Origin of the sequence: Candidatus Thioglobus autotrophicus, from assembly GCF_001293165.1 — a bacterium.
Lineage (GTDB): Bacteria > Pseudomonadota > Gammaproteobacteria > PS1 > Pseudothioglobaceae > Thioglobus_A > Thioglobus_A autotrophicus.
This window is the reverse complement of the sequence record NZ_CP010552.1, coordinates 993,235-1,011,471: the sequence shown is the minus strand read 5'-3', so window position 1 is coordinate 1,011,471 and position 18,237 is coordinate 993,235. Positions and strand designations below refer to the sequence as shown.

The window sequence follows — 18,237 nt, the reverse complement described above, 5'->3', positions numbered from 1 at the left end:
TTATATTTTTCTCATGATTAAATCGCTTTTTTTAGTTATCACACTCTTATCTGGCTCAGCATTTGCAACAAAAGATGAGGTTATTCAACATTTAAGCCGCTTCTTTGGTGAGATCGACAAAAAAGATATTACTCACTCACCTTTTAAAGGCGTGTATGAAGTGATTACTTACAATCCAATTGACTCAATGCTGATCTCTGAAGATGGTCGCTATTTAATCCAAGGCGATGTGGTCGATCTCACAACCAGGAGTCTAATTCGAAAAAGTAATCAAGTCAAAAATTTAAAACTAGCACTTCTCGGCACAATTAACGAAAGCGATAAGATTATCTATACAGCAGCTGATGAAAAATACCAAATTCATGTTTTTACTGATGTCGATTGCCCATTTTGCAAACGCCTGCACAACAATATGGAACAGATGAATGCGCTAGGCATTACCGTAAAATATCTAGCTTCACCACTGGCCTCACTACACCCTAAAGCTCAAGGAAAAATGCAAAAAATTTGGTGCTCAAAGGATCGAAACCAAGCTATGGATGATTACAACAATCATGGCACAATTGCCAACACGCCTGCTTGTGAAAATCCGGTCGCTGGTCAGTTAGCAATCTCCCAGCAACTGGGGGTTACTGGCACACCTGCTATCTTCTTAGCTGATGGCACACATCTACCTGGCTACTTGCCTGCTGATAAACTATTAATAAAAATTCAAACTACTCTTGGAAACTAGCCACGCTCGATCAGTCGCACTAGAGGTAATTTGCTCCGTTGTTTTAGACAAACGCTCTTTATCCTCTATTGTTTATCATCAGGATGATAGCGCCCTAACTAAATCCTTAGTATTTGGTACCATTCGTTTTTATCACCAACTGAACGACATAGTAACCGACCTGCTTAATCATTCTTTGGAAAAAGAAGATTTGGATATTCATTGCTTAATGCTCTTAGGTGCTTATCAAATTCTATATTCTAAAGTCGCTATTCATGCCAGCATCTACGAAACTGTAAATGTGCTTAATGAGCTTGATAAAGCGTGGGCTAAAGGCTTGGTTAATGCCATACTTAGACAAATTGATCGCGACCAAGAGCAGCTTAAAAAACAAGTGCATTATTCCCACCCAACTTGGATGGTAAAAAAAATCAAACAAAGTTACCCAGATAATTTTGAACAAATTTTTACCCAAAATAACACTCAAGCACCGATGACTATTCGCATTCATCCTAAATATACACTTGCTGAATACCAACAAGAGCTAGCTGAATGCGGCATTAATGCTGATACTGTAAGTGTTGCGCCTCAGGCCTTAGTGCTTGAAAAACCCGTTAGTGTTTATGATTTACCCGATTTTGAATCTGGATCATGCTACGTGCAAGACGCTTCAGCCCAACTAGCAGCAGCACTTCTCGAGCCGAAAAATACCGATATAATTCTTGATGCTTGTAGCGCACCAGGTGGCAAAACCACTCATCTCCATGAGCTGGCGCCAAAAGCAAAAATTATCGCACTTGATAGCGATTTAGAACGCTTAGAACGAGTCAAACAAAATGCTCAGCGCTTTGATATTAACAGTATTGATATCGTCCAGGGCAATGCTCAACAACAAGACTGGTGGGACGGTGAATTGTTTGACAAAATCCTGCTAGATGCACCTTGTTCAGCCACCGGGGTTATCCGCAGACATCCTGATATTAAACTCTTAAGAAAGCCCAAAGATATTGTTAATCTAGTCAAGCTTCAAGCTCAAATATTAGACAACCTTTGGCAAATGCTAAAACCTGGCGGTACTCTGCTATATGCCACTTGCTCTGTTTTAAAAGCAGAAAATGAGTTTCAAATTGCCAACTTTTTAAATGATCGAAATGATGCTAGCGAAATAAAAATCGATCTAGACTGGGGAATCAAGACTTCTATTGGCCGGCAACAACTACCCACTCATGAGTTTGATGGCTTTTATTATGCAAAACTACAAAAGCAGGTAGAATAACTCTCGGGGGAGAATCATGAAAAAAATACTACTTAGTATTGCAACAGCAAGATTATTCTTACATTAGACCTTGGTCAAAAAAAATACCCCAATAAAAAAGGCGCTTAAAGCGCCTTTTTTATTGGGTTGGATTATTTCTCTAAAGCAATATCTAACACTTCATCAATCCACTTGACTTTAATGACATTTAACTTGCCTTTGATTTTCTCAGGCACTTCAGAAAGTTCGCGTTCATTATCATCTGGAATGATGACCGTCTTAATGCCGCCACGAAGTGCGGCCAACATTTTTTCTTTAAGGCCGCCAATGGGAGTGATTTCACCTCGCAAGGTAATCTCACCTGTCATCGCCACATCTGCCTTCACCTTTCTACCCGTTAACACTGACACCAAAGCTGTACACATTGCTGCACCAGCACTTGGACCATCCTTTGGGGTGGAGCCATCAGGCACGTGAATATGGATATCTAGCTTCTCCTGGAAATCATCAGCAATGCCTAATTCTTTGGCACGCGTACGAGTAACACTCATTGCTGCTTGGATTGACTCTTTCATCACGTCACCTAATTGGCCCGTGTAATTAAGCTTGCCTTTGCCTTTGTAAGCTGTAGCCTCAATGGTGAGTAAATCACCGCCAACAGATGTCCAAGCAAGGCCTGTTACTTCGCCCACTTGATTGTTTTCTTCAGCTAAGCCAAAGCGATGTTTTTTAACGCCTAGATACTTTTCTAAATTTTTATCAGTGATGGTTGCCTTGGTTTTGCGCTTCTTTAAAACCACCTCTTTCACCACTTTTCGACAGATTGTGCTAATAGTTCTATTAAGTCCTCGTACACCCGCTTCACGAGTGTAGTAACGAATAATATCCAAAATCGCAGAATCTTTAAAATTAATCTCGCCCGCTTTAATGCCGTTATTGTCCATTGCTTGTTTAAGCAAATGACGCTTGGCAATTTGAACTTTTTCGTCCTCAGTGTATCCAGACAGTTCAATAATTTCCATTCGATCTAATAATGGCTGGGGTAAATCAAGTGAGTTAGCAGTTGCCACAAACATCACTTGCGAGAGGTCATAATCCACCTCTAGGTAATGATCATTAAAGGTATGATTTTGCTCTGGATCTAGTACTTCAAGCATAGCTGAAGAAGGGTCTCCACGGTAATCACTGGCCATTTTCTCAATTTCATCAAGCAAAAATAAAGGGTTTTTTACCTTCACTTTTTGCATTTTTTGAACAATCGAGCCTGGCATGGCGCCAATATAAGTACGCCTGTGACCACGAATTTCTGCCTCATCACGAACGCCGCCTAGCGCCATGCGCACGTATTTACGATTAACTGCTTTGGCGATTGATTCACCGAGTGATGTTTTACCCACACCTGGAGGACCAACAAGACACAAAATATTGGCTTTATTGTGACTAACTCGAGTTTGTACCGCCAAGTGCTCTAAGATTCGTTCTTTGACTTTATCCAAACCATAATGATCATCATCCAAGATTTTCTGTGCTTTCTTTAGATCTTTATTGATAATGGTTTTTTTCTTCCAAGGCACTTCACACAAATTTTCAATATAAGTACGAATAATTGACGCATCTGACGAGTTAGAGGACATACGCGAAAGTTTTTTAAGCTCGCTTTGTGCTTTTTCTTTGGCAGCTTTAGGCATTTTCGCTTTGTTAATGCTTAGCTGTAATTCTTCTATTTCATTTTCATCTTCTGCATTGCCCAGCTCTTTTTGAATGGACTTCATTTGCTCATTCAGATAATAATCGCGCTGATTGCCTTCCATTTGCTTGCGTACGCGTGATTGGATCTTATGCTCTGTATCGAGCACTTCAATCTCACTTTGGATAACCGTTAAGATTTTATCGAGTCTATCTTGAGAGTTGTTCCCACCTAATAACGCTTGCTTTTCTGAAACTTTAAGCGATAAGTTGGCAATAATCACATCACTAAAACGCTCAACATCGCTCACATCTTTGAGCATTTTTAAGACTTCTTCTGGGATTTTTTTATTAAGCTTGATGTATTGCTCGAAACTTTCAAGCGCCAATCTCATCATCGCTTTTACTTCAGTTTCATTCTCGCCCTCTAGACTTAAATCGCTTAGGCTTACCTCACTGTATTCTTCCAGCTCAACAATCGCCTCAACTTTAGCACGCTTAACACCCTCAACCAGCACTTTGATTGTGCCGTCTGGTAGTTTTAACATTTGCAGAATAGTAGCCAGTGTACCAACTTCATGTAGGTCGCTAAATTGTGGGTTTTCAACTTTATCGTCTTTTTGGGTGACTAAAAAGATATATTTATTGCCGCCCATTGCCTGAGTAATCGCATTGACTGAAGTTTGTCGACCAACAAATAATGGCATGACCGTATGTGGAAATACCACCACGTCTCTAAGGGGCAGCAATGGAACATTTTCAAGATTTAAATCGATTTCTTCTACTTCCGGCTTTGTTCCCATAATAGCTTAACACCTTTCTTGTTTAATAATTTAGATAGATAGTGATGCGTGACGTTAATTTCAAGTATCCACTGGCCAAAATCATCCACCTTCTCGTTGTGGATATAACCAATATTGTGAATTTCACTACGAATATAGGCGCTTTTTACATCCAACTGTATCTTAGCTCGCGTCATCATACCACTCAGTTGCTCTGCTAAGGCTTGATATAACAAATCAACACCTTTGCCTGTCATGCTAGAAATCCAAACTCGATAAACTCTACCAAATTCATCTCTATCTAGACGCGGTGCAAAATTTTCTAAGCAGTCAATTTTATTCATCACCAAAATTGTTGGAATTTTTCCAGCGCCAATTTCTTCGATAATTTCATCTACTTGGCCAATTTTCTCAATATTGTATTCATCCGCCGCATCAACAACATGAAGTAGCACATTAGAGCGCTTAGTTTCCTCTAGAGTCGATTTAAAGGCATCAACAAGGTCATGTGGCAAGTCTTGAATAAAGCCTACCGTATCAGCAATTACAGCTTCTCCAGAGGCAGGCAAAATAACACGCCTAATGGTCGAGTCTAAGGTGGCGAACAATTGATCATGAGCAAAGACTTTGGCGTCAGTTAAGGTATTAAATAAAGTCGATTTTCCGGCATTGGTGTATCCTGCCAATGCAATCATAGGTAGTTCGTTCTTAGTACGTGATTTACGCCCCAGATCTCTTTGTTTGTGCACTTTGTCTAGGCGCTTGGTAATGTTTTTAATGCGCACAGCAATTAAACGCTTATCAGTTTCCAGCTGAGTCTCGCCAGGACCACGCATACCAATACCACCTTTTTGTCTTTCTAGGTGAGTCCAGCCGCGTACTAAACGCGTTGAGAGGTGTCTGAGCTGCGCTAATTCAACTTGCAATTTACCCTCAAAAGAGCTGGCCCTGAGTGCGAAAATATCCAAAATAAGGCCCGTGCGATCCATCACCTGGCAGGCTAAGGTTTTTTCTAAGTTTCGCTCTTGGGAAGGGGTGAGTTCTGGTGAAAAAATCACCAAGTCGAGCTCCAAATCTTGCACCATTTGCGCAATTTCATCTACCTTTCCGGTGCCAATAAAATATTGTGCCAGTGCCGAATTTCGATTAACTTGAATAGTTTCAATGATATCGAGTCCCGAGGATTGGGCTAGCTCTTTAAATTCAGACTTGGCATTATGGATATTGCGCGTACTTGGCAATTCAACATACACCAACAGAGTTCTTTCACCCTGACCTACAGCATCTTTTTGACGATCAAATAATTCCAATGAAAATTGACCTAGCTGGCTTTCTTATCTGATTTTTTCTTCTTTTCAGATTTATAAACAATGAGTGGCGCCTTATCGGTTTCAACGGTTGATTTATCAATCACAACTTCTGAAACTTGCTCCAAAGAAGGCAGTTCAAACATGGTATCTAATAATAAATCTTCTAAGATAGAGCGTAAGCCTCGAGCACCAGTTTTGCGCTTAATCGCCAGCTTAGCGATGGCTAGTAACGATGCCTTTCTAAAGGTTAGCTTGACCGATTCTAGTTTAAAAATTTCTTGAAATTGCTTAACAACTGAGTTTTTAGGCTTGGTTAAAATTTGTACTAATGCCGCCTCATCTAGTTCACCTAGGGCAGTTTGTACCGGCAAGCGACCGACCAACTCTGGAATTAAACCAAATTTAATCAAATCTTCAGGCTGAATAAGGTCGAATAAATCGGTCAATGTTTTCTTTTCGTTGTTGTCTTTGACTGCTGCGGCAAAACCAATGCCCGTAACTTTTTCAACGCGGCGATTAATAATAGCATCAAGCCCATCAAATGCACCGCCACAGATAAACAAGATTTTTGATGTATCCACATCGATGGTTTCTTGGTTTGGATGCTTGCGCCCACCTTGTGGTGGCACAGAAGCAACAGTGCCTTCAATTAGCTTTAGCATGGCTTGCTGAACACCTTCGCCAGACACATCGCGCGTAATTGATGGCGAATCAGAACGACGAGAAATCTTATCAATTTCATCAATAAAAATAATACCGCGCTCTGCACGAACCGGATCAAAATCACATTTTGATAATAGATTTTTAATCACATTTTCAACATCATCGCCCACATAACCCGCTTCGGTAAGTGTGGTGGCATCTGCTACTGTAAAAGGCACATCCAGAATACGTGCCAAGGTTTGTGCTAATAATGTCTTGCCAGATCCTGTTGGACCAATCATTAAAATGTTAGATTTATCAAGCTCTACATCATTGGCAATATAGTCGTTTTTTAAACGCTTGTAATGATTGTAAACCGCAACTGATAAAACCTTCTTGGCATGATCTTGGCCAATCACATAGTCATTTAAAAAATCACGAAGTTGCATGGGGGTATAGTCCCAATCTTGGTATTCTTCACTAACTTCTTTAACAGACTGTTCTTCAATCAAATCATGGCAAGATTCAATACATTCGTTACAAATGTAAACACCAGGACCGGCAATTAAACGCTCAACTTCAGATTTTGCCTTGCCACAAAACGAACAAGAAAGTTCTTTTTTATCGTCTTCCATAATGTTTAGCGCTTATCAATAACCTTATCAATAAGGCCGTATTTAGCAGAAGCTGCTGCCGACATAAAATTGTCTCTATCGGTGTCTTTTTGGATAGACTTCAAGCTTTGGCCTGTATGTGTTTTTAAGATGGTATTGAGTTTTTCTCTCACCGTTAAAATCTCTTGCGCATGAATATCAATATCACTGGCTTGGCCAGAAAATCCGCCTAATGGCTGGTGTATCATCATTCTCGCATTTGGCAAAGCAAAACGCTTATCTTTCGCGCCCGCTGTTAACAACAAAGCACCCATAGACGCTGCCTGGCCAATACACAACGTGGACACGTCAGGCTTAATAAACTGCATAGTGTCATAGATTGCCAATCCTGCAGTGACCGAGCCGCCTGGAGAATTGATATATAAATGAATATCTTTATCTGGGTTTTCAGACTCAAGGAATAATAACTGAGCAACTACCACATTCGCCATGTAATCTTCAACTGGACCAACCAAAAAGATAATTCGCTCTTTTAAAAGACGCGAATAAATATCATATGAGCGTTCACCTCGGGCAGATTGCTCTACCACCATTGGTATTTGATTCAGATTACTGATACCCATTTAAGCTTGCTCAGTAATATCTGTAAATTTCTTTTTAACCGTCTTAACTTTGGCACCTTCTAAAATCTTCTCTTGTACCATTTTTTCAACGATCATCAGCTCAACACTTGATTTTCTTGAAACATCTTCGTTGTAATAATCAACCATTTGCTGTGCATTTTCACCATACGATTGAGACATTTCTTGAATGCGTGCATCAATTTGCTCCATGCTCGCTTGCATTTGGTTATCACTGGCAATTTGACCCACCAACAAGCCTAACTTCACACGACGCTCAGCTTCTTCATTAAATAATGACGCTGGCATATCTGTTTGCGGTGTTTGGCCTTGCTGCTGCATGCGTTCTTGCATTTCGCTCAGTAAGTTTTGCGCTTCACCGTCAATACTTCCTTGAGGCACATCAAACTTATTAGCAGATGCTAAAGCATTAAACAATGCGTCTTTATTCAACTGCTCAATACGTCCGTCAATTTCAGTACGCATTTGCTCTTTCATGCTGACTAATAACGCGTCCATATCGCTTTCGCCAAACTTCTTAGCAAATTCTGCATCTAGCTTCGGCTCTTTTGGTGAACCCACTTCATTAATTGTAATATCAAATTTAACTGGCTTGCCCGCTAAATGTGTTGCGTGGTAATCGTCAGGGAAGCTAACATCTAGATCAACGGTTTTGCCAGCAACAACATCGGTAATTGCTTCCTCAAAACCAGGAATCATGGTGCCTTTACCAAGTACTAATTTAAAATCTTTGGCTTCGCCACCTTCAAAAGTTTCGCCATTAATTGTGCCCACAAAATCCATGGCAACGCGATCGCCTTCTTTAGACTTGCGCTTAACCGCTTTAAATTCAATCAACTGTTCTTGCAAGCCACTTAAAGTTCTTTCTTCGTCAGCCTTGGTGATGTCAACCTTAATCTGTTCAACTTCTAATTTAGCAAAATCAGCAATCTTAACTTCTGGAAATACTTCAAACTCAACCGTGTAAGAAAAGTTAGTATCACCTTCTGAATCAATCTTACTGACAGATGGACGCGCAGCAGGCGTTACTTTTGCCTCCGTTAAAGCTTCCACCAAAGTTTCATTAACAATTTCATTGACCGCATCAGATTTAGCATTGTCGCCAAAACGTTGCTTAACCATTGAGACAGGAACTTTACCCTTTCTAAAGCCATCAATACTTACTTGAGAAGCCATTGTCTTTAAGATTTTGTCAACTTTTTGGTTAAAAGTATCAATTGATACGTCTACTGTTAATGATCTTTTTAGACCTTCTAATGTTTCTAGTGAAGTTTTCATGTGCTTTAAATCCGTCTCTTTGTTTATATAAAACGCTCAATTATACCTAAATTGCAGACAATAAAAAAGGCAGTAAAGACTGCCTTTTGATACGTTTATTTTATGCTTTTAATGCAAGCCAGCAATATACTGAGCTAAAGCGTCAATTTCAGCGTTGGTTAAGCCCTTGGTAAATGCAATCATCATGTTACGATCATCATTAGTTCTAGCTGGCGCTTTTGCATCTGTTTGCGCATTGATAGAAACTTGGCGAAAATCCTTTAACTGCTTAGTCGTATAGGCAACATGCTGAGAAGCAAGTGCTGGAAATCCTGCAGATGGAATGCCTGCACCTTGAGGACCATGACAAGCCATACAAGCGGCAATACCTCTAGATTTATCGCCACCACGGTAAAGTTTTTCACCAAGTGCAATATTAGCTGTTTTACTAGCAACACCTTGAGTAATTACTTGCTTAGAGAAGTGTGCGGATAAATCTGCCATATCTTCTGGCGTTAAAACTGCCACGATACCTGCCATTAATCCATCTTGACGCTGATTCGATTTAAAATCTTTAAGCTGTTTAAAAAGGTATTTTTCACCTTGTCCCGCTAATTTCGGAAAATTTGGCACCATTGAATTGCCATTAGCACCATGACAAGCTGTACACGTTGCAGACTTAGCTTTACCCTTAGCAGCGTCACCCGCAGCAAAAGTGTAAGTGGAAACAAGGGCTAGAGCCGTTGCAAAGATCAGTGCTAATTTATTCATAATGTATCTCTTTTTAGAAAAAAATAAGCCGATATTATACGTTAATATCGGCTTATTAAATTTACCAAATGCGTCTTAAAAGACGCCAAGTAATTTATTGTCCTGCTAAGTAGTCTGCAATCGCCTGCTCTTGACCAGCAGCCATTGGTGCCATTGCATTCATCGTAGGATCTACACGAGCGCCAGATTGAAAATCTTTAAGCGCTTTCACAACATCCAGATCAGGACGCGCTGATTTTGCTAATGATGGGTAAGTTGGAATTGCTGATTTGCCACCCGCACCATGACAACCTGAACAACCTAATGCGTCAAATGGATTTGCCTGAACAGAACCCATTGCCAATACAGCTGATGCTACTAATAAAACCTTTCTCATTACTCTCTCCTTGTTTTTTAATAATATAAAATGGTAAGTAGTTCAAATACCACTGATTTCTGATTATACATAATTTCAATAAATGCGCAAACACTACCATCAAGCTAAATTCTTACTCTCTTGCCCCTCTTTAAAAGGCTGTCCACCCGATGAAGGTTTTGAGGTTATTTTCGCGGGCAGATCCAATGCAGGTAAGTCGAGCTCTATTAACACCCTTACCATGCAAAATAAGTTGGCCAAAGTTTCACGCACGCCAGGACGTACTCAGCATTTAGTATTTTTTGAACTGGATGAAAATAGACGTCTGGTTGATTTACCTGGATATGGCTACGCCAAAGTGCCCGAACATGTTAAAAAACAATGGCACCAAGACATGAGCGAATATTTTGATAAGCGTGACTGCTTACGTGGTGCTGTTTTGGTCATGGATGTTCGTCATCCACTCAAGCCTTTTGACAAAATGATGCTGGACTGGTGTGTTAGTATTAATCTGCCCACACAAATCATTTTAACCAAGTCTGACAAACTTAAAAAAGGTGCAGCGGCTAATACCTATCAACAAGTTAAAAAAACCATTAAAAACCATCCTTACGTCGATGTTCAGCTATTCTCTAGCCTGAAAAAACAAGGCTTAGAAGAGCTGTGGTCGCGCCTAGATACTTTTTTTGGCTATGGCGAATAAATGCATTTAAATGCTGATCTGACCCACCTTGTTACAACAGATACAGTTGTTGTTGCCAATAATCGTCAAGTTTTAGCTTTTAAATACACTTTTTCTAAACAACAACCGCTGACACAACTGCCAAATATCTTATCTTGGCAGCAATACCTCAAACACTATTGGCAGTCACAGCAAACTCATAACGCACTGCGTCTAATTGACGCTACGGAACAGCGTTACTTGATCGAATCCTCATTACAGCAATTCGATCAAACTCGTCAAACTCAACTAACCAATGAGGTGATTAAAAATTACGATTATTGCATTAATCATCTAATTGAGCTAGATACACTAGCCCAGTCTAAAATTCAGATTTGTGAGGTTTTTACAGATTGGATCAAGCATTACCAAAAAACCAAGCACAACTTAAAACTCATTGATGCAAATGATCTACCTGCACTTCTACTAAAAGACAAGGATAGCCTTCAAGCACCCCATGTTTATGGCTTTAAAACGCTTACACCGCTACAACAACAAGTATTTAATGCTCTAAATTATCAGACTATTGGCGCTCAATATACACATGAAACTGAGCAAAAGTGCTTTGACAATAGTACTCATGAAATTAAGGCTGCTGCACTTTGGGCTAAGCATCAGCAAGCTAAAAATCCAAATCAATCAATTGCTATCGTGTGTCCACAACTCAGCGAGATGCAATACCTATTAAGCTCAATTTTTGATCAAACATTTGATGACCTATTAACAGAAACGGGGCAAAAAGCTTACAATATTTCGTTAGGCCTACCCTTATCTCACTACACCCTAATTCAAGATTTACTCGGCCTACTTGAGTTAAATGCTCAAATTAAAGCTAACCATATTCAAACCACTCTATTCAATCAAGTCGTAACCAGTGTTTATCTTCGAGGCTACCAACTGGAGCGTAGTGCTCGACATTTACTCGCCAATCACGCCTTATCTTTATCCCTTGAATATTTTCAATTAGAGCGTTTAGAGCAGGCGCTCAGCCAATGCCCTGTATTACTGGATATGTTTCAAACTGTTCAACTCAATGACTTAAAAAATCAACTACTAAGTGAGCACTTGCTTAGCTTTAATGCCGTACTAACCCATTGGGGATTTGCCACAGATCGCCCACTTAGTAGTAGCGAATACCAGTTATTTAACAAATACTTAATTAGCTCTCTTAAGCTAAACCAGCTTTCACATCATCAAAATAAATGCTCTGCAACAACGGCGCTGCAACAACTCAAAGACATTAATAATCAAACTGTTTTTCAAGCGCAATCCAGCCAGACTAACATTCAAATTATTGGCTCTTTAGAGGCAGAAGGTTTGCGCTTTGATAAAGCTTGGGTTATGGGCATGAGCCATGATTTTTTGCCCGCCAAACTTAATGCGCCACGCTTTATTAGTACTGATATCGCCATTCATCACGCCATCACGCATAGTAGTTATGAACTTATTCAAACGGATGCGCAAAACACGTTAGCTAATTTGTGTTCATTATCAAATCGCGTAATTTTATCTTATGCCAAATCCCACTTGGCACTCGAGCAACTACCCTCACCCTTGGTTTACTTTGATACTGAAAGCATTACCCCTCCTGATACACCAGTCAACACTTGTGCAACAGAATCACTTCAAGATGACACTAGCACTTGGTATACACAGACCGAGGTTAAATCTGGGGTTGGCCTACTCAAAGACCAAATGGCTTGCGCTTTTAAGGGGTTTGCTCATCGACTCAATTTAGCGCGTTATGATGAACCCCATATCGGCCTAGACAGGCGCGAACAAGGCAATGCAATTCATAACGCCTTGCAATATATCTATCAAGAAATTGATTCAAAGGAAGTACTATTACAATTAGCGCCTGCTGAGCTTGGCACACTCATTGATCAAAAAGTTTACGCTGCACTCAAACGCCATCCTAGCTCTGGCTACAAAGCCATTGAAAAAATCAGACTAACACAGCTGCTGCATAAATTTATCGAAACCGATAAAGCTAGGGAGAATTTCCGCGTACTGGCCACCGAGCAAAGTGTGCGTGTTGATATTGTTGGATTAAGCTTCAATACACGACTTGACCGACTTGATCAAATGGATAATGGCGATCAAATTGTATTCGATTACAAAACGGGCGATACTTCAACCGCCAAATGGTGCTCAGCAGATATTATCGAGCCACAATTACCCATCTACAGTGTCACTAATAACACCCAAGGCGCTGCTTTTATTGAACTCAACTCAAGTGCAGTAAGTTTTAAAGGTTTATCAAAAGACCCTGACTCCCTTCCCAAACAATCCAGGCGTAAAAGCAGCTGTCAAGAATGGGATCAGCAATTAGAGCTTTGGACACAAAGACTCAATCAAGCTAGTCAGGATTTTCAATCAGGCCAAGCACAAGTCTTGCCCAATAAAACTGCCTGTGATTATTGTGAATTCGACTTATTGTGCAGAATTCAAAAATAATTGAATAATTGATCTCTTCTCATTTGCAATGGCTTGTGCAATATTGGACTTATCAAGACTGGCAATATCAATCGTAGCCAGCTGCTCTGCGAGTCGATTAATCGCATCTACATTAATAGACAAAAGTTGATAAACTGCCAGCAAATCTACAAATCGGTCTTTACGCCTGAGTGCATCGGTCTTAGCAAAAAATTCAAAAACTTCTTCGGGCGTTTGCTGAGTAAAAGACTGTACAAACTGATAAAACTGAGCACTCAGTTTGGCTAGCTGTTCATAATGTTTTGGACATTTTAGCCGTTGACATAGTTGATCGATATTTTCAACCGATTCCTGAATAAGCCAGACACAAAATTTCAACTGTGACTGGTTAGTCTTTAAGGTATCTAACAACTCAAAAGCATTATCGTGGTTTTGATGCGCACTAATAGACAAAGGTACAAAAACACGCTCGTAAGCCCCGCAAGCAGATAACACCTTAAAAAAAGCAGAGGGTGTTTTATACGCTAAAGATTTTTCCAACTCTTTAAAAACACGCTCAGGGGTTAGTGCATCAACCTCGCCCGAGCTCACCATATCTTTCATCAACTTGTGGGTTGAGTGTGCCACTTTAAAGCCGGCTGGATTAAAACGCGCTGCAAAACGTGCAACACGCAAGATACGCACCGGATCTTCACTAAAAGCGCTAGAAACATGCCTGAGTAAGCCTTTGTCTAAATCTTCTTGACCATTAAAAGGATCGACCAATTCACCATTTTTTTCTGCCATGGCGTTAATAGTAAGATCACGTCGAGACAAGTCCTGCTCTAGGGTAACTGCTTTTGAGGTATCAAATTCAAAGCCTTTATAGCCAGCCGCTACTTTACGCTCAAGCCTAGCTAGGGCGTATTCTTCCTGCGTACCTGGATGCAAAAAAACAGGAAATTCTTTACCCACTTGGCGATAACCTAAATCCAACATTTCCTCAGGCGAAGCACCCACCACTACCCAATCTTTCTCGGTGTTATCATCTGCAAGGTTCAATAAACGATCACGAACCGCACCGCCAACTAAATAAACTTTCATACTTATGGGAAGAATTTTATTAATTCTCATATAATACACGAATGGATTTATCTAAATTAACCCCCCAACAGTTTAAAGTGACACAGCAATGTGGCACCGAAACACCCTTTAGCGGAGAATTTGTGAATCACCATGAAACAGGCTATTACACCTGTATTTGTTGTGATCAAGTCTTGTTTTCATCGGCTACTAAATTTGATTCAGGCACCGGCTGGCCCAGCTTTTACGATATGGTCGAAGCTGATAGCGTTACTCTTATTCAAGACAACTCACACGCCATGACACGCACGGAAGTCAGGTGCAAAAATTGCAATGCCCATCTAGGCCATGTCTTTACAGATGGTCCTGCACCAACTGGACAGCGCTACTGTATCAACTCTGCCTCACTAAACTTTCAAGCAAAATAATTATGCATTTACATATTTTAGGTATTGCCGGCACATTCATGGGTTCACTCGCTCTCATTGCTAAGCAACTTGGCCACACCGTCACCGGCCAAGATCAAGGCGTTTATCCACCCATGAGTACACAGCTTGATGAACAAAATATCTCTTATACGCATGGTTATCAAGTCGCTGACATGCCTAAGGCTGATATCTACATTATTGGCAATGCTTTGTCTCGTGGCAATGACTGTGTAGAGGAAATCCTAACCAAGCAATATGCTTACACTTCTGGCGCCCAGTGGTTAAGTGAGAATGTCTTGCGCAATCAATGGGTGTTAGCGGTATCAGGCACTCACGGTAAAACAACTACAGCAAGTATGCTTGCCTGTATTTTAGAATTTTCCGGCTACAATCCCAGTTTTTTAATTGGTGGTGTGGTGGAGGATTTTGGCGTTTCATCACGTCTGAGCGATTCAAACTTTTTTGTGATTGAAGCTGATGAATATGACACAGCGTTTTTTGATAAGCGCTCAAAATTTGTTCATTATCATCCAAAAACCTTAGTCATTAATAATCTTGAATTTGACCACGGTGACATCTTTGACTCACTCAAAGATATTCAAAAACAATTTCACCATCTCATTCGCACTGTGCCGAATGACGGTCTAATTATCCACCCAGCCAATCATCAAGCTATTGATGATGTCCTTAAACAAGGCCTTTGGTCTCATGAGCAGGCCTTGCCTGCTCAGCAACTAACCACAACAAAAACAGGTAGTAGTTTTGATGTGCAAGGCGCGAGCGTTGACTGGCATTTACTGGGTGAGCACAATATGCAAAATGGCCTAAGTGCTATTTATGCCGCTCACCATGTCGGCATACCTTTTGCTCTAGCTTGTGAAGCGCTAAACCAATTCAAGGGTGTTAAGCGCCGTTTAGAGATTAAACATCAAACAGATCACCTGACTCTTTATGATGATTTTGCCCACCACCCTAGCGCCATCCAAACCACACTAAAAGGTTTGCGTGCCAAAGTGGGTAATGAGCCAATTGTGGCTATTTTAGAGTTGAGATCTAATACCATGAAATCTGGTGTCCACCAGCAAAGTCTGGTTGATGCACTAACAGTTGCTGACCAAGTTTTAATTCTTAGACCTGCAAACCAAGATTGGAATATAGAGGCGTTATTTGATCAATCGGTATTATTTAACTCGGTTGATGAAATAGTACAGACTCTAAGTCACATTCAAAAAGGCCACTTAGTGGTAATGTCAAATGGCAGTTTTGACGATATTTTTAACAAACTAATAAAACGCTTATGAAACCCATTGCAATTGCCCTAACTGGCGCCTCAGGCATGCCGTACGCTCTGACCTTACTAAAAGAATTGGTCAAAACTCAAGACAAAATTTACGTGATGATATCAGCCGCAGCGAATACCGTTATTGCTATGGAAACCGATCTTAAGCTGGGTGCAGACACGAACGCCATTGAAAAAAACCTAAGCCAATACTTAGGGGCTAAAGAGGGACAAATTGAAGTATTCTCCAAAAACCAATGGACAGCGCCTGTTGCCTCAGGATCCAACCCGCCACGGGCGCTGGTCGTTTGCCCATGCACCATGAGCACGCTGTCTGCTATTGCTCATGGCCACGCAGACAACCTTATGCATCGCGCCGCTGATGTGGTCATTAAAGAACAGAAAAAACTCATTTTAGTGCCTAGAGAAACCCCTTATTCAGCCATTCATTTGGAAAATATGCTTAAGCTTTCCCGACTCGGTGTGGTGATTATGGATGCCAATCCTGCGTTTTATCAAAACCCAAGCTGTATTCAAGATTTGGTCAATTTTGTGGTGGCTCGTATTCTAGATCACTTAGATGTAGAACACAGCTTAGCACCCCCTTGGCAAGGTTAACGCTGGTGACAGACACTTAAAAAGCAAGGACAGAAATTCCTAAAAAAGCTAAAAATAATGCAAAGAATTTTTTAAGCTTTTGGCCATTGGTACGGTGCGCCACTTTAGCGCCAAGTGGCGCAAAAATCACACTCATCACCACAATACTAACCAGCGCTTGAATATGAATAAAACCTAAGTTGTTCGTTGCAGATTCTACATCCCAGCCAGCAACCAAAAACCCAAAAGCACCTGCTATCGCAATCGGCATGCCAACTGCAGCAGAAGTAGCAATGGCGTTTTTAATAGCCACATTATTGTAAGTTAAAAATGGCGTAGTCAACGTGCCACCACCGATACCAACAATGGCAGATATCAAGCCAATCGTATAGCCCACCACTTTCCAAATCCAACCAGATAGATGATCAATATGCTGTTGACTGCTTAAGCCAAAGTACAAGATGGCCGCGACTAACAGTTCAAAACCAGCAAAAAATAGTCGCATGAAATCAAAGCTCATTAGTTGTGTTAATAACGCACCACTAAAAGCGCCAAGTAAGATTGTCGGTGTGAGTTTTTTAAAATAATGCCAGTGAATAGCTCTATGTTGATGATGCGCCCTAACACTGGAGAGTGAGGTAAAAATAATAGCAGTCAGAGCGGTAGCAACTGCGCTGTGCATTAGAATAGCTTGATCAATATCCCCTGCTAGTAAATACAGTAAAGCCGGAACAATAATCAGCCCACCACCAACGCCTAACAGGCCAGCAATAAAACCTGAAAATGCGCCTAGCAATAAGAATGAAATTATTTCAGCCACGCCCCAACTGAATCAATCAACACGTCATCTTTGTCGTTAAAGAAATGATCTGCACCCACCATTATCTGTGTGTAATCATTATTACCCTTGGCTGCTTGCGCTCTAGATTTAACACTAGTTAAGACAGATTCAATATCCTGATCACCATATAAATCTAAGACTGGAATAGACAATTTTGGTAAATAATCGACATTATCGCTCGGCATACCAACACCAACAAAACGCTTAAATGGATGTGGATAATTGGCTAAATAATGTGTTGACATAACACTACCCAAACTATGGGCAACCAATACATCAGCGACTAAATCATTTTTTTGTAAATAGTCAACTGCCGCTTGAATACGCTGATCTGCTTGATCAAATACTGACCTATAAGCACCCGAATGCGCCTCGTTATCTAACACCGGCATTTGAATTGACAAGGTATTAAATCCTTGAGTTGTTAACGCCACGCGCAACGGTTGAATAACTTGTTGCCAGTCAGGGTGCACGCCTAAACCATGCACGATTATGGCTGTTTTTTGAGTGTCGGTTTCGCTCGGTGTGTAAATCGACATAAACTCATGGTTGTTGGCCTTTAGCCAAACCACATCGCCATCCATCAAACCATCTTCTACTTGCTCGGCCCAACGCGTCTCTTTGGCATAATCAGGTGTGGTTTGTGCATTAACCAACCCACTCATTAATAATAGTGATACCAATAGTTTCATTTTATTTTCCCCATTAAAAGATTTAATTATTATAAAGGTAAAAATTTACGAAATAATGCAAACGACTAAATTTGGACAAAAATAGAAGAAATATACAAAATAAGGATAAAAACAGTCGTTTTTAGCTAAAAATAGGGGGAATTAGACTTTTTTTGA

At 40.5% G+C, this 18,237-nt stretch carries 17 protein-coding genes; 7 read left to right on the top strand and 10 right to left on the bottom strand.

From position 1 onward, the window contains the following. Positions 1–13 precede the first annotated feature (13 nt). Together SP60_RS05480 and rsmB are read left to right on the top strand one after the other, a co-directional pair. Entirely contained in the window at positions 14–733 is a 720-nt protein-coding gene (locus SP60_RS05480; RefSeq protein ID WP_053951667.1) for a DsbC family protein, read from the top strand. Continuing rightward, positions 723–1,988, top strand: a complete 1,266-nt coding sequence (gene rsmB, locus SP60_RS05475) for a 16S rRNA (cytosine(967)-C(5))-methyltransferase RsmB (protein ID WP_053951666.1) — start codon at positions 723–725, stop codon at positions 1,986–1,988. The genes SP60_RS05480 and rsmB overlap by 11 nt, the downstream gene beginning before the upstream one ends. Before the next feature lie 131 nt (positions 1,989–2,119). Here rsmB and lon read toward each other — a convergent pair whose 3' ends face one another. The 7 genes from lon to SP60_RS05440 all read right to left on the bottom strand — a co-directional run bounded on the left by lon (position 2,120) and on the right by SP60_RS05440 (position 10,046). Beyond that, on the bottom strand, positions 2,120–4,456 hold the full coding sequence (gene lon / locus SP60_RS05470) for an endopeptidase La (protein WP_053951665.1): 2,337 nt from the start codon (positions 4,454–4,456) through the stop codon (positions 2,120–2,122). Beyond that, positions 4,435–5,745 (bottom strand): ribosome rescue GTPase HflX, encoded by a 1,311-nt coding sequence (gene hflX, locus SP60_RS05465; protein ID WP_053951664.1) that lies wholly within the window; start codon positions 5,743–5,745, stop codon positions 4,435–4,437. Before hflX ends, lon begins: the two co-directional genes overlap by 22 nt. An 11-nt stretch (positions 5,746–5,756) precedes the next feature. Next, positions 5,757–7,022 carry an ATP-dependent Clp protease ATP-binding subunit ClpX gene (clpX, locus tag SP60_RS05460; RefSeq protein ID WP_053951663.1) on the bottom strand — a complete coding sequence of 422 codons (1,266 nt, stop codon included), beginning with the start codon at positions 7,020–7,022 and terminating at the stop codon, positions 5,757–5,759. Between the two features lie 5 nt (positions 7,023–7,027). Further along, on the bottom strand, positions 7,028–7,624 hold the full coding sequence (gene clpP / locus SP60_RS05455) for an ATP-dependent Clp endopeptidase proteolytic subunit ClpP (RefSeq protein ID WP_053951662.1): 597 nt from the start codon (positions 7,622–7,624) through the stop codon (positions 7,028–7,030). Beyond that, entirely contained in the window at positions 7,625–8,920 is a 1,296-nt protein-coding gene (tig, locus tag SP60_RS05450; protein ID WP_053951661.1) for a trigger factor, read from the bottom strand. A 108-nt stretch (positions 8,921–9,028) separates the two neighbouring features. Continuing rightward, the gene (locus SP60_RS05445) at positions 9,029–9,670 is read right to left on the bottom strand and encodes a c-type cytochrome (protein ID WP_053951660.1); all 642 of its coding nucleotides are present in this window, start codon (positions 9,668–9,670) and stop codon (positions 9,029–9,031) included. Between the two features lie 94 nt (positions 9,671–9,764). Then, positions 9,765–10,046 carry a c-type cytochrome gene (locus tag SP60_RS05440; RefSeq protein WP_053951659.1) on the bottom strand — a complete coding sequence of 94 codons (282 nt, stop codon included), beginning with the start codon at positions 10,044–10,046 and terminating at the stop codon, positions 9,765–9,767. Positions 10,047–10,128: 82 nt separating this feature from the next. Between SP60_RS05440 and yihA the strand changes: the two genes are divergently transcribed. Both yihA and SP60_RS05430 read left to right on the top strand, forming a co-directional pair. Further along, on the top strand, positions 10,129–10,728 hold the full coding sequence (gene yihA, locus SP60_RS05435; RefSeq protein WP_053951658.1) for a ribosome biogenesis GTP-binding protein YihA/YsxC: 600 nt from the start codon (positions 10,129–10,131) through the stop codon (positions 10,726–10,728). Continuing rightward, entirely contained in the window at positions 10,729–13,203 is a 2,475-nt protein-coding gene (locus SP60_RS05430; protein WP_053951657.1) for a PD-(D/E)XK nuclease family protein, read from the top strand. It begins immediately after the preceding gene. Here the strand turns inward: SP60_RS05430 and SP60_RS05425 are convergent. Continuing rightward, a complete protein-coding gene (locus SP60_RS05425) occupies positions 13,180–14,265 on the bottom strand; it encodes a tRNA nucleotidyltransferase/poly(A) polymerase-related protein (RefSeq protein ID WP_053951656.1) in 1,086 nt (361 codons plus the stop codon). The two genes, SP60_RS05430 and SP60_RS05425, sit on opposite strands and share 24 nt — an antisense overlap. Positions 14,266–14,306: 41 nt before the next feature. On the opposite strand from SP60_RS05425, the gene msrB reads away from it, so the two are divergent. Genes msrB through SP60_RS05410 form a run of 3 tightly spaced genes read left to right on the top strand, consistent with a single transcriptional unit; the run spans position 14,307 to position 16,569 of the window. After that, the gene (gene msrB / locus SP60_RS05420; protein WP_053951655.1) at positions 14,307–14,672 is read left to right on the top strand and encodes a peptide-methionine (R)-S-oxide reductase MsrB; all 366 of its coding nucleotides are present in this window, start codon (positions 14,307–14,309) and stop codon (positions 14,670–14,672) included. A gap of 2 nt (positions 14,673–14,674) precedes the next feature. Continuing rightward, complete coding sequence (mpl, locus tag SP60_RS05415; protein WP_053951654.1) at positions 14,675–15,973, top strand: UDP-N-acetylmuramate:L-alanyl-gamma-D-glutamyl-meso-diaminopimelate ligase; 1,299 nt, start codon at positions 14,675–14,677, stop codon at positions 15,971–15,973. After that, a complete protein-coding gene (locus SP60_RS05410) occupies positions 15,970–16,569 on the top strand; it encodes a UbiX family flavin prenyltransferase (RefSeq protein ID WP_053951653.1) in 600 nt (199 codons plus the stop codon). The genes mpl and SP60_RS05410 overlap by 4 nt, the downstream gene beginning before the upstream one ends. Positions 16,570–16,585: 16 nt before the next feature. On the opposite strand, the gene SP60_RS05405 is transcribed toward SP60_RS05410, so the two are convergent. Together SP60_RS05405 and SP60_RS05400 are read right to left on the bottom strand one after the other, a co-directional pair. Continuing rightward, a complete protein-coding gene (locus tag SP60_RS05405) occupies positions 16,586–17,368 on the bottom strand; it encodes a sulfite exporter TauE/SafE family protein (protein WP_053951652.1) in 783 nt (260 codons plus the stop codon). Further along, the gene (locus SP60_RS05400) at positions 17,356–18,081 is read right to left on the bottom strand and encodes a DUF3530 family protein (RefSeq protein WP_053951651.1); all 726 of its coding nucleotides are present in this window, start codon (positions 18,079–18,081) and stop codon (positions 17,356–17,358) included. Before SP60_RS05400 ends, SP60_RS05405 begins: the two co-directional genes overlap by 13 nt. Positions 18,082–18,237: the final 156 nt, after the last annotated feature.

Excerpts from the sequence above, each read along its gene's own strand:
- SP60_RS05480 (WP_053951667.1), top strand. The coding sequence starts at position 14 with ATGATTAAATCGCTTTTTTTAGTTATCACACTCTTATCTGGCTCAGCA.
- lon (WP_053951665.1), bottom strand. The coding sequence starts at position 4,456 with ATGGGAACAAAGCCGGAAGTAGAAGAAATCGATTTAAATCTTGAAAAT.
- clpX (WP_053951663.1), bottom strand. The coding sequence starts at position 7,022 with ATGGAAGACGATAAAAAAGAACTTTCTTGTTCGTTTTGTGGCAAGGCA.
- clpP (WP_053951662.1), bottom strand. The coding sequence starts at position 7,624 with ATGGGTATCAGTAATCTGAATCAAATACCAATGGTGGTAGAGCAATCT.
- tig (WP_053951661.1), bottom strand. The coding sequence starts at position 8,920 with ATGAAAACTTCACTAGAAACATTAGAAGGTCTAAAAAGATCATTAACA.
- SP60_RS05445 (WP_053951660.1), bottom strand. The coding sequence starts at position 9,670 with ATGAATAAATTAGCACTGATCTTTGCAACGGCTCTAGCCCTTGTTTCC.
- SP60_RS05440 (WP_053951659.1), bottom strand. The coding sequence starts at position 10,046 with ATGAGAAAGGTTTTATTAGTAGCATCAGCTGTATTGGCAATGGGTTCT.
- yihA (WP_053951658.1), top strand. The coding sequence starts at position 10,129 with ATGCGCAAACACTACCATCAAGCTAAATTCTTACTCTCTTGCCCCTCT.
- SP60_RS05430 (WP_053951657.1), top strand. The coding sequence starts at position 10,729 with ATGCATTTAAATGCTGATCTGACCCACCTTGTTACAACAGATACAGTT.
- SP60_RS05425 (WP_053951656.1), bottom strand. The coding sequence starts at position 14,265 with ATGAAAGTTTATTTAGTTGGCGGTGCGGTTCGTGATCGTTTATTGAAC.
- msrB (WP_053951655.1), top strand. The coding sequence starts at position 14,307 with ATGGATTTATCTAAATTAACCCCCCAACAGTTTAAAGTGACACAGCAA.
- mpl (WP_053951654.1), top strand. The coding sequence starts at position 14,675 with ATGCATTTACATATTTTAGGTATTGCCGGCACATTCATGGGTTCACTC.
- SP60_RS05410 (WP_053951653.1), top strand. The coding sequence starts at position 15,970 with ATGAAACCCATTGCAATTGCCCTAACTGGCGCCTCAGGCATGCCGTAC.
- SP60_RS05400 (WP_053951651.1), bottom strand. The coding sequence starts at position 18,081 with ATGAAACTATTGGTATCACTATTATTAATGAGTGGGTTGGTTAATGCA.